At 43.0% G+C, this 18,681-nt stretch carries 12 protein-coding genes and 5 rRNA genes (1 of these 17 only partly in view); 15 read left to right on the plus strand and 2 right to left on the minus strand.

Annotated features, from left to right (window positions below):
* Together MHH37_RS00270 and rrf (MHH37_RS00275) are read left to right on the plus strand one after the other, a co-directional pair.
* A 23S ribosomal RNA gene (locus MHH37_RS00270) occupies positions 1–2,693 on the plus strand; it begins 236 nt to the left of the window's first position.
* 87 nt (positions 2,694–2,780) lie between these two features.
* Positions 2,781–2,896 (plus strand): 5S ribosomal RNA (gene rrf, locus MHH37_RS00275).
* 390 nt (positions 2,897–3,286) lie between these two features.
* Here the strand turns inward: rrf (MHH37_RS00275) and MHH37_RS00280 are convergent.
* Both MHH37_RS00280 and MHH37_RS00285 read right to left on the minus strand, forming a co-directional pair.
* Positions 3,287–4,219 carry a DNA primase gene (locus MHH37_RS00280; protein WP_340734491.1) on the minus strand — a complete coding sequence of 311 codons (933 nt, stop codon included), beginning with the start codon at positions 4,217–4,219 and terminating at the stop codon, positions 3,287–3,289.
* A 721-nt stretch (positions 4,220–4,940) separates the two neighbouring features.
* Positions 4,941–5,129, minus strand: coding sequence for a hypothetical protein (locus MHH37_RS00285; protein WP_342574553.1), 189 nt, complete (start codon positions 5,127–5,129; stop codon positions 4,941–4,943).
* Positions 5,130–5,763: 634 nt separating this feature from the next.
* Between MHH37_RS00285 and MHH37_RS00290 the strand changes: the two genes are divergently transcribed.
* From MHH37_RS00290 to rsmI, 13 genes are all read left to right on the plus strand, one after another.
* Positions 5,764–7,320 (plus strand): 16S ribosomal RNA (locus MHH37_RS00290).
* Positions 7,321–7,637: 317 nt separating this feature from the next.
* Positions 7,638–10,566, plus strand: a 23S ribosomal RNA gene (locus MHH37_RS00295).
* A gap of 183 nt (positions 10,567–10,749) precedes the next feature.
* Positions 10,750–10,865 (plus strand): 5S ribosomal RNA (gene rrf / locus MHH37_RS00300).
* Together the 16S, 23S and 5S rRNA genes form the textbook arrangement of a ribosomal RNA operon.
* A gap of 338 nt (positions 10,866–11,203) precedes the next feature.
* Positions 11,204–12,628: an aminotransferase class I/II-fold pyridoxal phosphate-dependent enzyme gene (locus MHH37_RS00305; protein WP_342574554.1), complete on the plus strand. Its 1,425-nt coding sequence runs from the start codon at positions 11,204–11,206 to the stop codon at positions 12,626–12,628.
* Positions 12,629–12,647: 19 nt separating this feature from the next.
* Complete coding sequence (gene tmk / locus MHH37_RS00310; RefSeq protein WP_342574555.1) at positions 12,648–13,277, plus strand: dTMP kinase; 630 nt, start codon at positions 12,648–12,650, stop codon at positions 13,275–13,277.
* Positions 13,278–13,476: 199 nt separating this feature from the next.
* On the plus strand, positions 13,477–13,806 hold the full coding sequence (locus MHH37_RS00315) for a cyclic-di-AMP receptor (RefSeq protein WP_008408314.1): 330 nt from the start codon (positions 13,477–13,479) through the stop codon (positions 13,804–13,806).
* A 136-nt stretch (positions 13,807–13,942) separates the two neighbouring features.
* Positions 13,943–14,383: a YaaR family protein gene (locus MHH37_RS00320; protein ID WP_008408313.1), complete on the plus strand. Its 441-nt coding sequence runs from the start codon at positions 13,943–13,945 to the stop codon at positions 14,381–14,383.
* A 122-nt stretch (positions 14,384–14,505) separates the two neighbouring features.
* On the plus strand, positions 14,506–15,510 hold the full coding sequence (gene holB / locus MHH37_RS00325) for a DNA polymerase III subunit delta' (RefSeq protein WP_041865667.1): 1,005 nt from the start codon (positions 14,506–14,508) through the stop codon (positions 15,508–15,510).
* Positions 15,503–16,318 carry a stage 0 sporulation family protein gene (locus tag MHH37_RS00330; RefSeq protein WP_008408311.1) on the plus strand — a complete coding sequence of 272 codons (816 nt, stop codon included), beginning with the start codon at positions 15,503–15,505 and terminating at the stop codon, positions 16,316–16,318. Before holB ends, MHH37_RS00330 begins: the two co-directional genes overlap by 8 nt.
* 24 nt (positions 16,319–16,342) lie before the next feature.
* Positions 16,343–16,702: a DNA replication initiation control protein YabA gene (gene yabA / locus MHH37_RS00335; RefSeq protein WP_008408310.1), complete on the plus strand. Its 360-nt coding sequence runs from the start codon at positions 16,343–16,345 to the stop codon at positions 16,700–16,702.
* 88 nt (positions 16,703–16,790) lie between these two features.
* Positions 16,791–17,540, plus strand: a complete 750-nt coding sequence (locus tag MHH37_RS00340) for a tRNA1(Val) (adenine(37)-N6)-methyltransferase (RefSeq protein WP_342574558.1) — start codon at positions 16,791–16,793, stop codon at positions 17,538–17,540.
* The gene (locus MHH37_RS00345; protein WP_014822307.1) at positions 17,524–17,802 is read left to right on the plus strand and encodes a GIY-YIG nuclease family protein; all 279 of its coding nucleotides are present in this window, start codon (positions 17,524–17,526) and stop codon (positions 17,800–17,802) included. The genes MHH37_RS00340 and MHH37_RS00345 overlap by 17 nt, the downstream gene beginning before the upstream one ends.
* Positions 17,783–18,655: a 16S rRNA (cytidine(1402)-2'-O)-methyltransferase gene (gene rsmI, locus MHH37_RS00350; RefSeq protein ID WP_342574559.1), complete on the plus strand. Its 873-nt coding sequence runs from the start codon at positions 17,783–17,785 to the stop codon at positions 18,653–18,655. Before MHH37_RS00345 ends, rsmI begins: the two co-directional genes overlap by 20 nt.
* Positions 18,656–18,681: the final 26 nt, after the last annotated feature.

Genomic DNA, 18,681 nt, shown 5'->3' on the forward strand with positions numbered 1-18,681 from the left:
TCCCTGAGTAGCGGCGAGCGAAACGGGAAGAGCCCAAACCAAAGAGCTTGCTCTTTGGGGTTGTAGGACACTCTATACGGAGTTACAAAAGAATGAATTAGACGAAGCGACTTGGAAAGGTCCGCGAAACAAGGTAAAAGCCCTGTAGTCAAAAGTTCATTCCCTCCAGAGTGGATCCTGAGTACGGCGGAACACGTGAAATTCCGTCGGAATCCGGGAGGACCATCTCCCAAGGCTAAATACTACCTAGTGACCGATAGTGAACCAGTACCGTGAGGGAAAGGTGAAAAGCACCCCGGAAGGGGAGTGAAATAGATCCTGAAACCGTGTGCCTACAAGTAGTTAGAGCCCGTTAATGGGTGATAGCGTGCCTTTTGTAGAATGAACCGGCGAGTTACGATTACGTGCGAGGTTAAGTTGAGAAGACGGAGCCGCAGCGAAAGCGAGTCTGAATAGGGCGAATTAGTACGTGGTCGTAGACCCGAAACCAGGTGATCTACCCATGTCCAGGGTGAAGGTGAGGTAACACTCACTGGAGGCCCGAACCCACGCACGTTGAAAAGTGCGGGGATGAGGTGTGGGTAGCGGAGAAATTCCAATCGAACCTGGAGATAGCTGGTTCTCTCCGAAATAGCTTTAGGGCTAGCCTCGTGATTGAGAATACCGGAGGTAGAGCACTGTTTGGACTAGGGGGGCATCTCGCTTTACCGAATTCAGACAAACTCCGAATGCCGGATATTTATACACGGGAGTCAGACTGCGAGTGATAAGATCCGTAGTCAAGAGGGAAACAGCCCAGACCACCAGCTAAGGTCCCCAAGTAATCGTTAAGTGGAAAAGGATGTGGCGTTGCTTAGACAACCAGGATGTTGGCTTAGAAGCAGCCATCATTTAAAGAGTGCGTAATAGCTCACTGGTCGAGTGACGCTGCGCCGAAAATGTATCGGGGCTAAACGATTCACCGAAGCTGTGGATGCATACTTTGAGTATGCGTGGTAGGAGAGCGTTCTAACAGCGTTGAAGTCAGACCGGAAGGACTGGTGGAGCGGTTAGAAGTGAGAATGCCGGTATGAGTAGCGAAACATGGGTGAGAATCCCATGCACCGTATGACTAAGGTTTCCTGAGGAAGGCTCGTCCGCTCAGGGTTAGTCGGGACCTAAGCCGAGGCCGATAGGCGTAGGCGATGGACAACAGGTTGATATTCCTGTACCACCTCCTCACCGTTTGAGAAATGGGGGGACGCAGTAGGATAGGGTAAGCACGCCGTTGGTTGCGCGTGTTCAAGCAGTAAGGCGTGTATGTAGGCAAATCCGCATACTATAACGTTGAGCTGTGATGACGAGCTCGTATGAGCGAAGTTCCTGATTTCACACTGCCAAGAAAAGCCTCTATCGAGGTGAGAGGTGCCCGTACCGCAAACCGACACAGGTAGTCGAGGAGAGAATCCTAAGGTGTGCGAGAGAACTCTCGTTAAGGAACTCGGCAAAATGACCCCGTAACTTCGGGAGAAGGGGTGCTTCTTTGGGTGCATAGCCTAGAGAAGCCGCAGTGAATAGGCCCAGGCGACTGTTTAGCAAAAACACAGGTCTCTGCAAAACCGTAAGGTGACGTATAGGGGCTGACGCCTGCCCGGTGCTGGAAGGTTAAGAGGAGCGGTTAGCGCAAGCGAAGCTGTGAATTGAAGCCCCAGTAAACGGCGGCCGTAACTATAACGGTCCTAAGGTAGCGAAATTCCTTGTCGGGTAAGTTCCGACCCGCACGAAAGGCGTAACGATCTGGGCACTGTCTCAACGAGAGACTCGGTGAAATTATAGTACCTGTGAAGATGCAGGTTACCCGCGACAGGACGGAAAGACCCCGTGGAGCTTTACTGTAGCCTGATATTGAATTTTGGTACAACTTGTACAGGATAGGTAGGAGCCAGAGATCTCGGAGCGCCAGCTTCGAAGGAGGCGTCGGTGGGATACTACCCTGGTTGTATTGAACTTCTAACCCATGCCCCTTAGCGGGGTAGGAGACAGTGTCAGGCGGACAGTTTGACTGGGGCGGTCGCCTCCTAAAGAGTAACGGAGGCGCCCAAAGGTTCCCTCAGAATGGTTGGAAATCATTCGTAGAGTGTAAAGGCATAAGGGAGCTTGACTGCGAGACCTACAAGTCGAGCAGGGTCGAAAGACGGGCTTAGTGATCCGGTGGTTCCGCATGGAAGGGCCATCGCTCAACGGATAAAAGCTACCCCGGGGATAACAGGCTTATCTCCCCCAAGAGTCCACATCGACGGGGAGGTTTGGCACCTCGATGTCGGCTCATCGCATCCTGGGGCTGTAGTCGGTCCCAAGGGTTGGGCTGTTCGCCCATTAAAGCGGTACGCGAGCTGGGTTCAGAACGTCGTGAGACAGTTCGGTCCCTATCCGTCGTGGGCGTAGGAAATTTGAGAGGAGCTGTCCTTAGTACGAGAGGACCGGGATGGACATACCGCTGGTGTACCAGTTGTCTTGCCAAAGGCATCGCTGGGTAGCTATGTATGGACGGGATAAGTGCTGAAAGCATCTAAGCATGAAGCCCCCCTCAAGATGAGATTTCCCATTACGCAAGTAAGTAAGACCCCTGAAAGACGATCAGGTAGATAGGTTCGAGGTGGAAGTGCGGTGACGCATGCAGCTGACGAATACTAATCGGTCGAGGACTTAACCACATTTTATTGCACAAATTCAATGAAACGTTTATCCAGTTTTGAAAGAATGAAATTCTTTTACATAGGCTTATTTAAAGCCCACTATAGTGAAGTGATGATGGCAAAGAGGTCACACCCGTTCCCATACCGAACACGGAAGTTAAGCTCTTTAGCGCCGATGGTAGTTGGGGGCTTCCCCCTGTGAGAGTAGGACGTCGCTTCGCACAACGCAAACCCACTGAGTAATCAGTGGGTTTTTTGTCGTTTAAATTAAATAGGAATTTGACTTGTTCATTTTAATATTTAACATCGAGAATCGTGTGGGATATGAATTCCTTTTATAATCCGAGGTTCCGTTTATAAACTTTTCCCCACCTAGTTCTCTATATAAATCAGTCCGTGATTTCCCTGAGAGAGAAAATAAAATTATCAGCATTCATTTTTTCTCAAATTTCGCTGAAATAAGAAACCTTAGAGAATACGGGGAATAGTAATGGAAATAATTTTTCTTTGTAATTTATTAATTACACACATAGATTATATTTTTAATATAAAACTTATATAAATGTCATTTTCAAAGTAAAAACGCTCCCTTATGGAAGGAAGCGTTTAGATTATTCATTTTGGTAACTTATAGATTGTTCATGGTATTCAAGTAGTGCCTGGGTTAATTGTTTTGGAAACTTTTCTTCGATATAAGCTGCGATATACAGCTTCTTATCTACTTCCATTTGCGCAGAACGGAAAAGTTTCTGGAAAAGGGTTATTTTTCTTTGTTGCGAATACTGCTGTACTGCTTCATTTTGCAAACGGTTGAGCACAATTTGTTCGATTGCCTTTTCTCTAATTCGAATAGCAATATCCTCTTTATTGGAAGCCATTATTTCCTCGACTTTCTTTTTCAATTCGGTATTTTCCTGTTCAAGTTTTTTTGTAGCCACTTGGATCTCCGTCAATTCTTGTGAATGTTCCGGAGGGAGGGCTTTGATCTCCTGTTTAAAGAAATCATAGTTCAAACTTAGCTGCATTTGCTGGCTCTCTTCATCTTGTTCCATTTTAAACAAACCTGTTTTCATAATTTGCTCAAGTGCTTGGCTCATGGCATTGAGTCTGTACTCAATATTATCGGGCATTCCTACTTCTGTTGAGGAAGGAGTTCTTTTTTTGATAATATGGCCATCTTTATTAATACGTAATAGCTGCTTTAACCCTTTTACACGGTATTCGTCCTTTAACAGTAAAATCATACGCAGTTTTATAACGGCCTTAAAGTCTAAACGAATAACAGATGCTGTAGTAGGATTTGACGCTTCATCATCAAAAAGATATTCTTCAAACGGTTTAATATAGTAACGTATCTGTGCATCAGTGACATTAAACCAGCTGGCTACTTCAGGTGTGGAATAGTATTTTTTCTCAATGAGGTTGGACAAATAAGTTTCCGATAAAAAGAATTGTTCAGTCGGTGTTTCTTTAATAACTAAATAAAGCGGGTCATCTGCAAAAATTTCTTTAATACGTTTCTCTATCGAAATCGTTTGTTCCATCTTTTTTTCTCTCCTGTTCTACGGGGAATTTTTCTATTCTTTGCAGCAACTTAATTTACTTCTCTACTTTTTTCTATTCTTAACAGTGCCGTTTTATACCTAATTTTAAAAAAAGAGAGAGGAAAAGATGCACTTTAAGTGGATATTACATAAAAAGGTGATACTTGATGAGGCTATAATGCAAATAACATAGCTATCTCAAGAGACACCAGATTATGAGTTGAATAAAAATTATTTATTATCACGTATACAAGATTCATTGGCAGTTTTATATTCTATAAAAAAAGAATATAGTAAGACGTTGTTCTATTATAATAAAATTGATGTAACTATTTTAGATAGCTATTTTATGTTTGATCCCAAGACCTTTAAATTGAAAGTTATATTTAATAAAGTAAAAATGAATATGATATGGGTTTTTATAATGATGCAATCAAGATCAAGCAAGCAATAGAAGGTATCGCTGAATCGATTTAAAATGAAATATGACGTATGTATGGAATTTTTATTATTATCTCGGACAATGTTAAGAGTAGCTTGGATATTCAGAAGAAGAGATTAAATATTAATAGAAGCGTGTAGTAATCTTTTTGGAAATATTAGTACGAGAAGTCCTTTTAACGATATTGAGGGATTTGAAAGGGCATTGGCTTGTATGAAGGTAAATTAAATAAACTATTAAGAGGTATTTCTAAACATTTTAGAAATACCTCTTTTACTTTCACTTCTTAAAAACGTTAGGATTAGTGAGGCGAATTGATTGAATTTCCCCACAGCTTATACAAAAAGTATAAACCTTTTCAGATCCAACAAACGAAACTTTACTTTTTCTCAGTAATATATAGTCTGTCGCTTCATCAAATTCAGAACTTCCACAATGTCTACATTTTCTTTCTTCATTAAATGTCATATTAATTTCCTCCTTATTTACGTAAGTATAAATTATATACGTACCTTCTGTAAAAAAGTTCCAATACTAGGGTGTTAATATATTTTTTATTACTTAATTTAAAGTTAGGAACATAGGAAACATTTTATGTACGGTGGCTAGTCGATAGTTCTCTTTAGAGGTATAGTTTTAGTATTTATAGTATATAACAGCAGTATTACCACGAATCTTTATGTATATAAAATAAAAGGAGAATACTGAAGAAAGTGATTTGCTCTACTTTTCATTACTGTACGGAGAAGTACATTATTATACTAAGACTGGCTTATTTGACGTTAGCAAAGCAAAACTTGTATATTAAATATATAAAATCAAAAAAAAGTTATAAAAAACTATTGCTAAGTGAATAATATCATGATATATTATTATAAGTCGCAACGATGACAACAAATATCGAAAAAACATTTTAAAATAAATGTTGACATAACATTCGTAGAATGGTAAGATATAAAAGTTGTCACTTAAACGACGCAATGAACCTTGAAAACTGAACAAGCAACGTTAATGAAACAAGCTTCTTAAATGAAGCAAACAATAGATTTCAACTTCTAACGAAGTTGGATCGCTAGCAAAGCAAATGAGCTTTCAAACTACTTTTATGGAGAGTTTGATCCTGGCTCAGGACGAACGCTGGCGGCGTGCCTAATACATGCAAGTCGAGCGGAAATTTTATTGGTGCTTGCACCTTTAAAATTTTAGCGGCGGACGGGTGAGTAACACGTGGGTAACCTACCTTATAGATTGGGATAACTCCGGGAAACCGGGGCTAATACCGAATAATACTTTTTAACACATGTTTGAAAGTTGAAAGACGGTTTCGGCTGTCACTATAAGATGGACCCGCGGCGCATTAGCTAGTTGGTGAGGTAACGGCTCACCAAGGCAACGATGCGTAGCCGACCTGAGAGGGTGATCGGCCACACTGGGACTGAGACACGGCCCAGACTCCTACGGGAGGCAGCAGTAGGGAATCTTCCACAATGGACGAAAGTCTGATGGAGCAACGCCGCGTGAGTGAAGAAGGATTTCGGTTCGTAAAACTCTGTTGCAAGGGAAGAACAAGTAGCGTAGTAACTGGCGCTACCTTGACGGTACCTTGTTAGAAAGCCACGGCTAACTACGTGCCAGCAGCCGCGGTAATACGTAGGTGGCAAGCGTTGTCCGGAATTATTGGGCGTAAAGCGCGCGCAGGTGGTTCCTTAAGTCTGATGTGAAAGCCCCCGGCTCAACCGGGGAGGGTCATTGGAAACTGGGGAACTTGAGTGCAGAAGAGGATAGTGGAATTCCAAGTGTAGCGGTGAAATGCGTAGAGATTTGGAGGAACACCAGTGGCGAAGGCGACTGTCTGGTCTGTAACTGACACTGAGGCGCGAAAGCGTGGGGAGCAAACAGGATTAGATACCCTGGTAGTCCACGCCGTAAACGATGAGTGCTAAGTGTTGGGGGGTTTCCGCCCCTCAGTGCTGCAGCTAACGCATTAAGCACTCCGCCTGGGGAGTACGGTCGCAAGACTGAAACTCAAAGGAATTGACGGGGGCCCGCACAAGCGGTGGAGCATGTGGTTTAATTCGAAGCAACGCGAAGAACCTTACCAGGTCTTGACATCCCGGTGACCACTATGGAGACATAGTTTCCCCTTCGGGGGCAACGGTGACAGGTGGTGCATGGTTGTCGTCAGCTCGTGTCGTGAGATGTTGGGTTAAGTCCCGCAACGAGCGCAACCCTTATTCTTAGTTGCCATCATTCAGTTGGGCACTCTAAGGAGACTGCCGGTGATAAACCGGAGGAAGGTGGGGATGACGTCAAATCATCATGCCCCTTATGACCTGGGCTACACACGTGCTACAATGGACGGTACAAACGGTTGCCAACCCGCGAGGGGGAGCTAATCCGATAAAACCGTTCTCAGTTCGGATTGTAGGCTGCAACTCGCCTACATGAAGCCGGAATCGCTAGTAATCGCGGATCAGCATGCCGCGGTGAATACGTTCCCGGGCCTTGTACACACCGCCCGTCACACCACGAGAGTTTGTAACACCCGAAGTCGGTGAGGTAACCTTTATGGAGCCAGCCGCCGAAGGTGGGATAGATGATTGGGGTGAAGTCGTAACAAGGTAGCCGTATCGGAAGGTGCGGCTGGATCACCTCCTTTCTAAGGATTTTTCGGAATCATTCCTTCGGGGAATGAAACATTAACGTTTGCTGTTCAGTTTTGAAGGTTCATTCTTAAATGAATGAAATACTTCAAACCTTGCTCCTGACGCTTGCGCTTACGTCGCAAAGCTGCATGAAGCAAAATCAGTGAAGCTTCTCACGATGTGATTGAAGTCAGCTGCTTCGTTCTTTGAAAACTGGATAAAACGACATTGAAAGCAATAAATCAAATTTCTATTTTATAGATTTTTAAACAAGTCAAGCAATTGACGTGTAAACTTAAATCTTAGATCTCTGATCTAAGTGTTAACTTTTGGTTAAGTTAATAAGGGCGCACGGTGGATGCCTTGGCACTAGGAGTCGATGAAGGACGGCACTAACACCGATATGCCTCGGGGAGCTGTAAGTAAGCTTTGATCCGGGGATTTCCGAATGGGGGAACCCACTATCTTTAATCGGATAGTATCTTCACGTGAATTCATAGCGTGTTGAAGACAGACGCAGGGAACTGAAACATCTAAGTACCTGCAGGAACAGAAAGAAAATTCGATTCCCTGAGTAGCGGCGAGCGAAACGGGAAGAGCCCAAACCAAAGAGCTTGCTCTTTGGGGTTGTAGGACACTCTATACGGAGTTACAAAAGAATGAATTAGACGAAGCGACTTGGAAAGGTCCGCGAAACAAGGTAAAAGCCCTGTAGTCAAAAGTTCATTCCCTCCAGAGTGGATCCTGAGTACGGCGGAACACGTGAAATTCCGTCGGAATCCGGGAGGACCATCTCCCAAGGCTAAATACTACCTAGTGACCGATAGTGAACCAGTACCGTGAGGGAAAGGTGAAAAGCACCCCGGAAGGGGAGTGAAATAGATCCTGAAACCGTGTGCCTACAAGTAGTTAGAGCCCGTTAATGGGTGATAGCGTGCCTTTTGTAGAATGAACCGGCGAGTTACGATTACGTGCGAGGTTAAGTTGAGAAGACGGAGCCGCAGCGAAAGCGAGTCTGAATAGGGCGAATTAGTACGTGGTCGTAGACCCGAAACCAGGTGATCTACCCATGTCCAGGGTGAAGGTGAGGTAACACTCACTGGAGGCCCGAACCCACGCACGTTGAAAAGTGCGGGGATGAGGTGTGGGTAGCGGAGAAATTCCAATCGAACCTGGAGATAGCTGGTTCTCTCCGAAATAGCTTTAGGGCTAGCCTCGTGATTGAGAATACCGGAGGTAGAGCACTGTTTGGACTAGGGGGGCATCTCGCTTTACCGAATTCAGACAAACTCCGAATGCCGGATATTTATACACGGGAGTCAGACTGCGAGTGATAAGATCCGTAGTCAAGAGGGAAACAGCCCAGACCACCAGCTAAGGTCCCCAAGTAATCGTTAAGTGGAAAAGGATGTGGCGTTGCTTAGACAACCAGGATGTTGGCTTAGAAGCAGCCATCATTTAAAGAGTGCGTAATAGCTCACTGGTCGAGTGACGCTGCGCCGAAAATGTATCGGGGCTAAACGATTCACCGAAGCTGTGGATGCATACTTTGAGTATGCGTGGTAGGAGAGCGTTCTAACAGCGTTGAAGTCAGACCGGAAGGACTGGTGGAGCGGTTAGAAGTGAGAATGCCGGTATGAGTAGCGAAACATGGGTGAGAATCCCATGCACCGTATGACTAAGGTTTCCTGAGGAAGGCTCGTCCGCTCAGGGTTAGTCGGGACCTAAGCCGAGGCCGATAGGCGTAGGCGATGGACAACAGGTTGATATTCCTGTACCACCTCCTCACCGTTTGAGAAATGGGGGGACGCAGTAGGATAGGGTAAGCACGCCGTTGGTTGCGCGTGTTCAAGCAGTAAGGCGTGTATGTAGGCAAATCCGCATACTATAACGTTGAGCTGTGATGACGAGCTCGTATGAGCGAAGTTCCTGATTTCACACTGCCAAGAAAAGCCTCTATCGAGGTGAGAGGTGCCCGTACCGCAAACCGACACAGGTAGTCGAGGAGAGAATCCTAAGGTGTGCGAGAGAACTCTCGTTAAGGAACTCGGCAAAATGACCCCGTAACTTCGGGAGAAGGGGTGCTTCTTTGGGTGCATAGCCTAGAGAAGCCGCAGTGAATAGGCCCAGGCGACTGTTTAGCAAAAACACAGGTCTCTGCAAAACCGTAAGGTGACGTATAGGGGCTGACGCCTGCCCGGTGCTGGAAGGTTAAGAGGAGCGGTTAGCGCAAGCGAAGCTGTGAATTGAAGCCCCAGTAAACGGCGGCCGTAACTATAACGGTCCTAAGGTAGCGAAATTCCTTGTCGGGTAAGTTCCGACCCGCACGAAAGGCGTAACGATCTGGGCACTGTCTCAACGAGAGACTCGGTGAAATTATAGTACCTGTGAAGATGCAGGTTACCCGCGACAGGACGGAAAGACCCCGTGGAGCTTTACTGTAGCCTGATATTGAATTTTGGTACAACTTGTACAGGATAGGTAGGAGCCAGAGATCTCGGAGCGCCAGCTTCGAAGGAGGCGTCGGTGGGATACTACCCTGGTTGTATTGAACTTCTAACCCATGCCCCTTAGCGGGGTAGGAGACAGTGTCAGGCGGACAGTTTGACTGGGGCGGTCGCCTCCTAAAGAGTAACGGAGGCGCCCAAAGGTTCCCTCAGAATGGTTGGAAATCATTCGTAGAGTGTAAAGGCATAAGGGAGCTTGACTGCGAGACCTACAAGTCGAGCAGGGTCGAAAGACGGGCTTAGTGATCCGGTGGTTCCGCATGGAAGGGCCATCGCTCAACGGATAAAAGCTACCCCGGGGATAACAGGCTTATCTCCCCCAAGAGTCCACATCGACGGGGAGGTTTGGCACCTCGATGTCGGCTCATCGCATCCTGGGGCTGTAGTCGGTCCCAAGGGTTGGGCTGTTCGCCCATTAAAGCGGTACGCGAGCTGGGTTCAGAACGTCGTGAGACAGTTCGGTCCCTATCCGTCGTGGGCGTAGGAAATTTGAGAGGAGCTGTCCTTAGTACGAGAGGACCGGGATGGACATACCGCTGGTGTACCAGTTGTCTTGCCAAAGGCATCGCTGGGTAGCTATGTATGGACGGGATAAGTGCTGAAAGCATCTAAGCATGAAGCCCCCCTCAAGATGAGATTTCCCATTACGCAAGTAAGTAAGACCCCTGAAAGACGATCAGGTAGATAGGTTCGAGGTGGAAGTGCGGTGACGCATGCAGCTGACGAATACTAATCGGTCGAGGACTTAACCACATTTTATTGCTCAATTCAATGAAACGTTTATCCAGTTTTGAAAGAATGATCTTTCTAAGGGTTTCAAGACACAAGCTAGTCGAGGAAACGACTGAGTGATTGAAGGAGCGTACTTAAGTACGTGACTGAAAGAACGAAGGAAGTTGACGAAGGATAGCGCCGTGTATTGGAAGCCGAAAATAGTGAAGTGATGATGGCAAAGAGGTCACACCCGTTCCCATACCGAACACGGAAGTTAAGCTCTTTAGCGCCGATGGTAGTTGGGGGCTTCCCCCTGTGAGAGTAGGACGTCGCTTCGCACAACGCAAACCCGCTGAGTAATCAGTGGGTTTTTTGTTTACTTAAAATCTGTATGCGCTGTAACCATGAGTATGCAAATTCAAGCAAGTACAAAGACCGAGAGCAAAGAAACTTTTGATAATTTGGACGTATGAAATGTCAAAGTCTAAATGCAGTGACGAATGTAGATATTGTTATAGAAAAGATAGTAGTTTGTTTAAAAATTTATTAAGTAACCAATATATGTTTTATGACTAGCTAATGATCAATGTTAGCTAGTTTTTCATTTCTAACGCCAATGGTGGTTTGAGAGGTCGAGACGTCTTATAATAGAGGAACAATGGAAAATGAGGTGAATATGGTGAATAGTAATCGACCAATTGTTCAAGCATTAAAAAAGTTTGTTGCGGATGAGCCGCAATCCTTTCATGTGCCTGGACATAAAAATGGGTTGCTGTCGAATTTGCCTGATGAAATAAAACAGGCATTAAAATATGATGTAACTGAACTGACAGGGTTAGATGATTTTCATCATCCAGAAGAAGCCATTCAGCAGGCAGAGCAACTCCTCGCAACTACATATGGGGCAAATCGGAGTTTCTTTTTAGTGAATGGTTCAACAGTTGGGAACTTAGCAATGATCTATGCAACTTGTGAAAAAGGAGATACTGTACTTGTTCAAAGAAATGCACACAAATCTATTTTTCATGCATTGGAACTTGTTGGGGTGAAACCTGTATATGTTTCACCAAAGTGGGATATAAAAAGTCAGACTGCGGGTTGTATTGATTTGGATACATTAGAGCAAGCGATAGCAACTTATCCGCATGCCAAGGCCGCTATCTTTACGTATCCGACTTATTATGGGGTGACAGCAGTTGATTTTGCAGAGCAAATTGAATTATGCCATGAGTATCATATTCCTGTTCTAGTTGATGAGGCACATGGGGCCCATTTAACCGTATCGGAGGATCTCCCCGCTTCGGCCCTTGAGCTAGGTGCAGACATTGTCGTCCAGTCAGCCCATAAAACATTACCCGCTATGACAATGGCTTCCTTTTTACATATGAAATCATCATTAGTAAGCAAACAGAAAGTAAACCGTTATTTACGTATGTTACAATCGAGTAGTCCATCGTATTTACTTTTAGCTTCCCTTGATGATGCAAGAAGTTATGTAGCCAACTATACGCCAGCTGACTATGCGTATCTTATGGAGAAGCGTCTGCAATTTATTGAATCATTGACAACTTTAACGGATTTAAAGGTTATTGAAGTGAATGATTCATTAAAACTATTAGTACGTGCCCCTGGTTACACAGGTTTTCAATTAAAAGAGGCATTGGAAAAAATGCATGTGTATGTTGAGTTGGCAGATGCAAAACAAGTGCTTTTAATTTTACCGTTATTGAAGCAAGGAGATTGTTACTCGATTACGAATTTATGTAACCGTATGAAAGAGGCAAATACCCATTTAAAACTCTGCGAAAGCAATGAATATATAGATGATACAGAAAGCTTTGAGACGATAGCAATTACGCAACCGGAATATAGCTTTGAGGAAATAGAGCAGGCAGAAAAAGAGTGGACTCCATACAAGCTGACTAACGGGCGAATTGCAGCTAATACAATTATTCCGTATCCACCGGGAATTCCATTACTGGTCCAAGGTGAGAAAATTACGGAAGCACAAATTCGTCAGTTGGAAGAGCTGCTCGCTATCGGTGCACTGTTCCAGGGAGATCACCGATTACAGGAAAAACTAATACAAGTCATAATATAGATGCAGGGAGAATATAAAAATGCAAAGGAATTTATTTATTACGTTTGAAGGCGGGGAAGGTGCCGGTAAAACAAGTGTACTAAAGGCAATTGGGGAGCGTTTAAAAGAAGAGCGTATTGAGGCTTTACTAACACGTGAACCAGGCGGGATTGAAATCGCCGAGAAAATTCGGACGATTATTTTAGACCCGGCACATACGGAAATGCATGAGCGGACAGAGGCATTATTATATGCTGCAGCACGTGCACAGCATTTCTATGAAAAAATTGTGCCTGCATTGGAAGAAGGAAAGCATGTATTATGCGATCGGTTTATTGACTCCTCATTGGCATATCAGGGCTATGCACGGGAAATCGGAGTCGATGATGTACTTTCTATTAATGAATTTGCGATAGGAAAGCGTCTGCCGGATGTAACTATTTTCTTTAATATTGCACCGGAAAGAGGGTTAGCGCGTATTCATGCGACACGTAGTGATGAAATTAACCGATTAGACGCTGAAGATTTGGCATTCCATCAAAAAGTATATGAAGGGTACGAGGAAGCAATAAGACGTTACCCGAAGCGCTTTAAAATGGTGAATGCAGACCAGGCTCTTGAACAGGTGGTTGAAGAAGTGTGGGGGATTTTAAATCCGTTATTAGGGTAAAAGTAAATGAAGTGTACCTTTTATTTTTATTCAGCGGGTTTCTAGAACACCCGCTGAATAAAAATAAGCCTCTGGCAGATGTCACAGATTTTTTAATAGAAATTTTTTGAGTAAACTCAAAAAAAATCTGGACACAATTACACCGAGGCGTAATTGATGATATAATAGAGGAACCAATTCAATGAAGGGGTGAGTACGGATGAAGTTAGTAGTAGCAGTAGTGCAAGATCAAGATAGCAACCGCTTATCGAATGCATTAACGAAAAACAACTATCGTGCGACAAAATTAGCGAGTACAGGTGGATTTTTACGATCGGGAAACACGACATTTTTAATAGGTACGGATGATTCTTTAATTCCAAGGTTATTAGAGATTATTCGTGAAAACTGTCGATCACGCGAGCAAATGGTTGCTCCTGTATCGCCAATGGGAGGGAACGCAGATTCTTATATCCCGTACCCTGTAGAAGTTGAAGTTGGAGGAGCGATTGTATTTGTATTACCAATCGAACAATTCCACCATTTTTAATTTCTTTCAACAGACTGAAGGAAATTAAAGCCCCAATCGGTAATGTTAAATTCACGCAGCCATCATTATTGCGCGTATAAAACCGAGTTCGATAGTAAGTATAGTGGGGCGTTATTTTTTTGGAGGCGAATGGTAAATGAAGATTAATCAAGATCTCCGAACAAATTTGAATGCGAATCGCAATGATTTGCGTCCGGCAAATCAAAACGGGAATCGCTTTGGTGACATGATTGTAAAGCAAGAGTCGAAAATGCAGTCAGAGCAACTCACGAGATTAATGGGTGATATTTCTACAGCGGGTGACCGAGTAGCACGATCACGGAATTTACGTGAATTAGCTCGCTTTAAAATGCTTGTGAAACGTTTTTTACAGGAAGCAGTAGATTATGGGCTTGAGATGAAGCAATCACATACATGGAACCGTTTTGGAGAAGGGCGCCGCTTAAAAATTGTCGAAACAATTGATGAGCGTCTTGTCGAATTGGCAGAAGATATTCTAAATGAAGAAAAAGAGTCTATTGAGTTATTGGCGAAAATTGGCGAGATTAAGGGACTTTTAATAAATCTGTATATGTGAAAAATGCCCGTGTCTTTGTTGTGCACTAGACACGGGCATTTTTCCAAGCAGAATATATATTGTTTGAATTGTACATAGGGCATTCAAATAAATAGAAGCAGGAAATGAAAAAGGTGAGGGAATTGACACGAACTATTGAAGAGCTTACGAAGCTGCAACCTGTAGTGATGAAGCAACTACAAACAATTGTAGATAAAGATCGTTTAGCACATGCCTATATATTCGAAGGTGAAAAAGGTACGGGTAAACGAGATGTCGTCTCTTTTTTTATGAAACTTCTTCTTTGCGGAAATTTGTCAGAAAATGTTCCATGTGAAACATGTCGAAATTGCAGACGAGTTGATTCGGGAAATCACCCGAATATTTGGCAAGTAGAGCCTGATGGACAATTTATTAAAATTGATCAAATAAGAGATTTAGTTGCGGAAATGAAGATGACAGGTGTAGAGAAGGGCAAGAAAATTTATGTGCTTCATCATGCAGATAAATTAAATATTGCTTCTGCTAATATGCTCTTAAAGTTTTTAGAAGAACCTGACGGACAAGTCGTGGCGATTTTATTAACCGAGCAAATTCAATCTATTATTCCGACGATCCGTTCTCGTTGTCAGCATATTAAATTTGCAAAAGCACCCCGTATTACTATGATGGAGCAACTGGTAGAACAGGGAATTACAAATTCAATGGCATCGACAACAAGCATGGTGACAAATGATCTCGAAACAGCTATTGCACTTGCAAATGATGAGCAATTTGTACTTGCACGAAAAACAGTGTTAAAATTAGTAGAGATTGTTCATCAAAATGTTCATGAAGCACTATTATATGTTCATGAAGAATGGCTCCCGCTCTTCAAAGAAAAAGAAGATATGGAGCTAGCACTGGATTTGTTGCTATTTGCATACCGTGATATAGTAGCGATTAAAGCAAACCAGCAAGCAAAGTGCACGTATCCCGATATGTATCAACGATTTAATGAACTGGCACTCGTATTGACATATGAGAAACTGTCACGCCAAATGCAATCTATTTTGCAGGCCCGCACGAATTTAAATCGTAATATGAATCGTACGTTATTGATGGAACAGCTTATGCTGAATCTTCAGGAGGGGTATACATTTGTATAATGTAGTCGGAGTTCGCTTTAAAAAAGCGGGTAAAATATATTATTTTGATCCAGCCGCTTATATTTTGGAAGTTGGCGAATATGTAATCGTAGAAACAGCCCGGGGAATTGAATATGGCAAAGTAGTTGTGCCGATGCGGCAAGTCGGGGAGAATGACGTTGTTTTACCATTAAAACAAGTAGTTCGACCAGCCGATGAACGTGATCGTTTCCAGGTAGAAGAAAATACTATTGAGTCAAAACGTGCCTTTGAATTAGCGAATACGAAAATTGTTGAGCATTCGTTGGATATGAAGCTCGTTGACGTTGAATATACATTTGATCGCAATAAAATTATTTTTTATTTTACAGCAGAAGGGCGTGTAGATTTCCGGGAATTAGTAAAAGATTTAGCTAGCGTTTTCCGTACACGAATAGAGCTACGTCAAATTGGTGTTCGTGATGAAGCGAAACTGCTTGGAGGAATTGGTCCATGTGGAAGAATGCTTTGCTGTTCGACATTTTTAGGTGATTTTGAGCCTGTGTCGATTAAAATGGCAAAGGATCAGAATTTATCGCTGAATCCGACAAAAATATCCGGGTTATGCGGGCGTTTAATGTGTTGTCTAAAATACGAAAATGATGATTATGAGATTGCAAAAGAAGGTATGCCAGACATCGGTGATTTATCAATGACACCAGAAGGCGAAGGCAAAGTCGTCGGATTAAATGTATTAGAGCGACTCATTCAAGTATATTTGACGAAGCAGGAGCGTATGGTTGAATATACGCTTGAAGAGCTTATGCAATATGAGAAAAATCTGATATAGATAGAAATTAATGGGGTGGCTTGAGTGAAGGACCGTAATTTTTTGGATACTGTTATGGAGTTCGAACAACAGCTTGAATCAATGCAACAGCAATTTAGCGCACTTAAGCAATTTGTTGCGCATATGATGGAGGAGCACCAGACGCTTCAAACAGAAAACCTTCACCTACGTACGCGCTTAGAAGAACTATTAGCGAATGAAGCAACTGCAATTAAACGAGTAGAAGAGCTGAAAAAAGAACCAGTAGATATTGGTGAAGGGTACGATAATTTAGCAAGGCTTTATAATGAAGGCTTCCATGTATGCCATGTGCATTTTGGAAGCTCACGTAAAGGTGAAGATTGTTTGTTCTGTCTATCATTTTTAAATAAACAAAATGGTTAAAAACAAAAGGCTGAATCTGCTAAAGTAGATATCAGTCTTTTGTTTAGAAAAGACTGATTATAATAGCAATTAAGTGGAGGATTTAATAGTGGAGCAATGGTTGAAGGATGATGAGCGATTAGATTATTTACTGGCGGAGGATTTACGAATCATTCAAAGCCCGTCCGTCTTTTCGTTTTCATTGGATGCAGTATTATTGGCGCGATTTGTACAAGTTCCGAAAAATAAAGGACATATTATTGATTTATGTTCAGGCAATGGGGTAATCCCATTATTTTTGAGTGCGCGGACAAATGCAAAAATTACAGGTGTTGAATTACAGCCGCGGTTGCATGATATGGCAACACGCAGTATCGAATACAATAACTTGGCACAACAGATTGACATGCAGCTTGGTGATGTGAAAGATGCACCAGGAAAACTTGGTATTGAAAAATATGATGTTGTGACATGTAATCCTCCTTATTTTTTGGCACATGAGTTGAGCGAAAAAAATACGAGTGAGCATTATGCAATCGCAAGACATGAGCTGTACTTAACGCTGGATGAAGCAGTCGAAGCAACAAGTCGTCTATTAAAACAAGGCGGAAAGGCGGCCTTTGTGCACAGACCAGGCAGGCTTTTGGACATTGTAAGTGCGATGCGCGCAAATCGGCTGGAGCCAAAGCGGATTCAGTTTGTTTATCCAAAACGGGGGAAAGAAGCGAATACATTACTGATTGAAGCAATTAAAGACGGCAAGCCGGATTTAAAAGTATTGCCACCATTATACGTATATAAGGATAATAATGAATATACGCCAGAAGTGAGGGCGCTTTTATATGGAGAAGGAAACTAAACATTACTTTTATGTGGTAGAGTGTAGTGATGCAACACTGTATGCAGGCTATACGAATAATTTAGAAAAGAGAATTGCGGCACATAATGCAGGTAAAGGGGCAAAGTATACACGGGCACGCGGTCCGGTAACGTGTATTTATTTTGAAACATTTGAAACAAAACAGCAGGCAATGTCTGCTGAATATGCATTTAAACAATTAAAGCGTCCCCAAAAAATAAAGTATATAAGGAGTGCTACAGATGAACTCACAAAAAAGTAGCCAGCACGAACAAGGGAGCTGTCTTTACTTAGTAGCGACACCAATTGGCAATTTAGAAGACATGACGATGCGTGCACTGCGTATTTTAAAAGAGGTCGATATTATTGCTGCAGAAGATACACGCAATACGAAAAAGCTATGTAATTATTTCGATATTCAAACACCGCTCATTAGTTATCATGAACATAATATTGAAGTAGGCGGCGAGAAACTGCTTGGCTATTTACAAGAGGGAAAATCCATCGCATTAGTAAGTGATGCAGGTTTGCCTTGTATATCGGATCCAGGTGCAGATATTGTCGTAAAAGCAATTGCTGAAGGATTTGCTGTCGTACCGATTCCTGGAGCAAATGCAGCGTTAACTGCTTTAATTGCATCCGGTCTTTCTTCACAGCCATTTTATTTCTTCGGCTTTTTAAAACGAAACAAAAAAGAACGCAGAGAACAGCTGGAAAAATTGTCAAAGAGAGAAGAGACGCTGATTTTTTATGAAGCACCACATCGTTTAAAGGAAACATTAAAAGACTTACAGCTCGTATTAGGTGACCGTAAAATTACATTGGCTCGCGAATTAACAAAGAAGTTTGAAGAGTTTTTGCGAGGCACAATAGAAGAAGCGATCATTTGGGCAAGTGAAAATGAAATTCGCGGTGAATTTTGCATCGTACTGGAAGGCAATACTTCCGGTGAAGTCGAAGCAGAAGAAGAGGCTTATTGGACGACAATGTCATTGGATGAGCATGTTACTTATATAATAGAAGAAACTCAATTATCTTCAAAAGAAGCTATAAAAGAAGTAGCCAAATTACGAAACTTACCAAAACGTGACGTTTACCAGGCATATCACCAATAAAAAAGCGTTGAAAAGTCGACATACTT

This window comes from Solibacillus sp. FSL K6-1781, from assembly GCF_038630735.1.
In the GTDB taxonomy this organism is placed as follows: domain Bacteria; phylum Bacillota; class Bacilli; order Bacillales_A; family Planococcaceae; genus Solibacillus; species Solibacillus silvestris.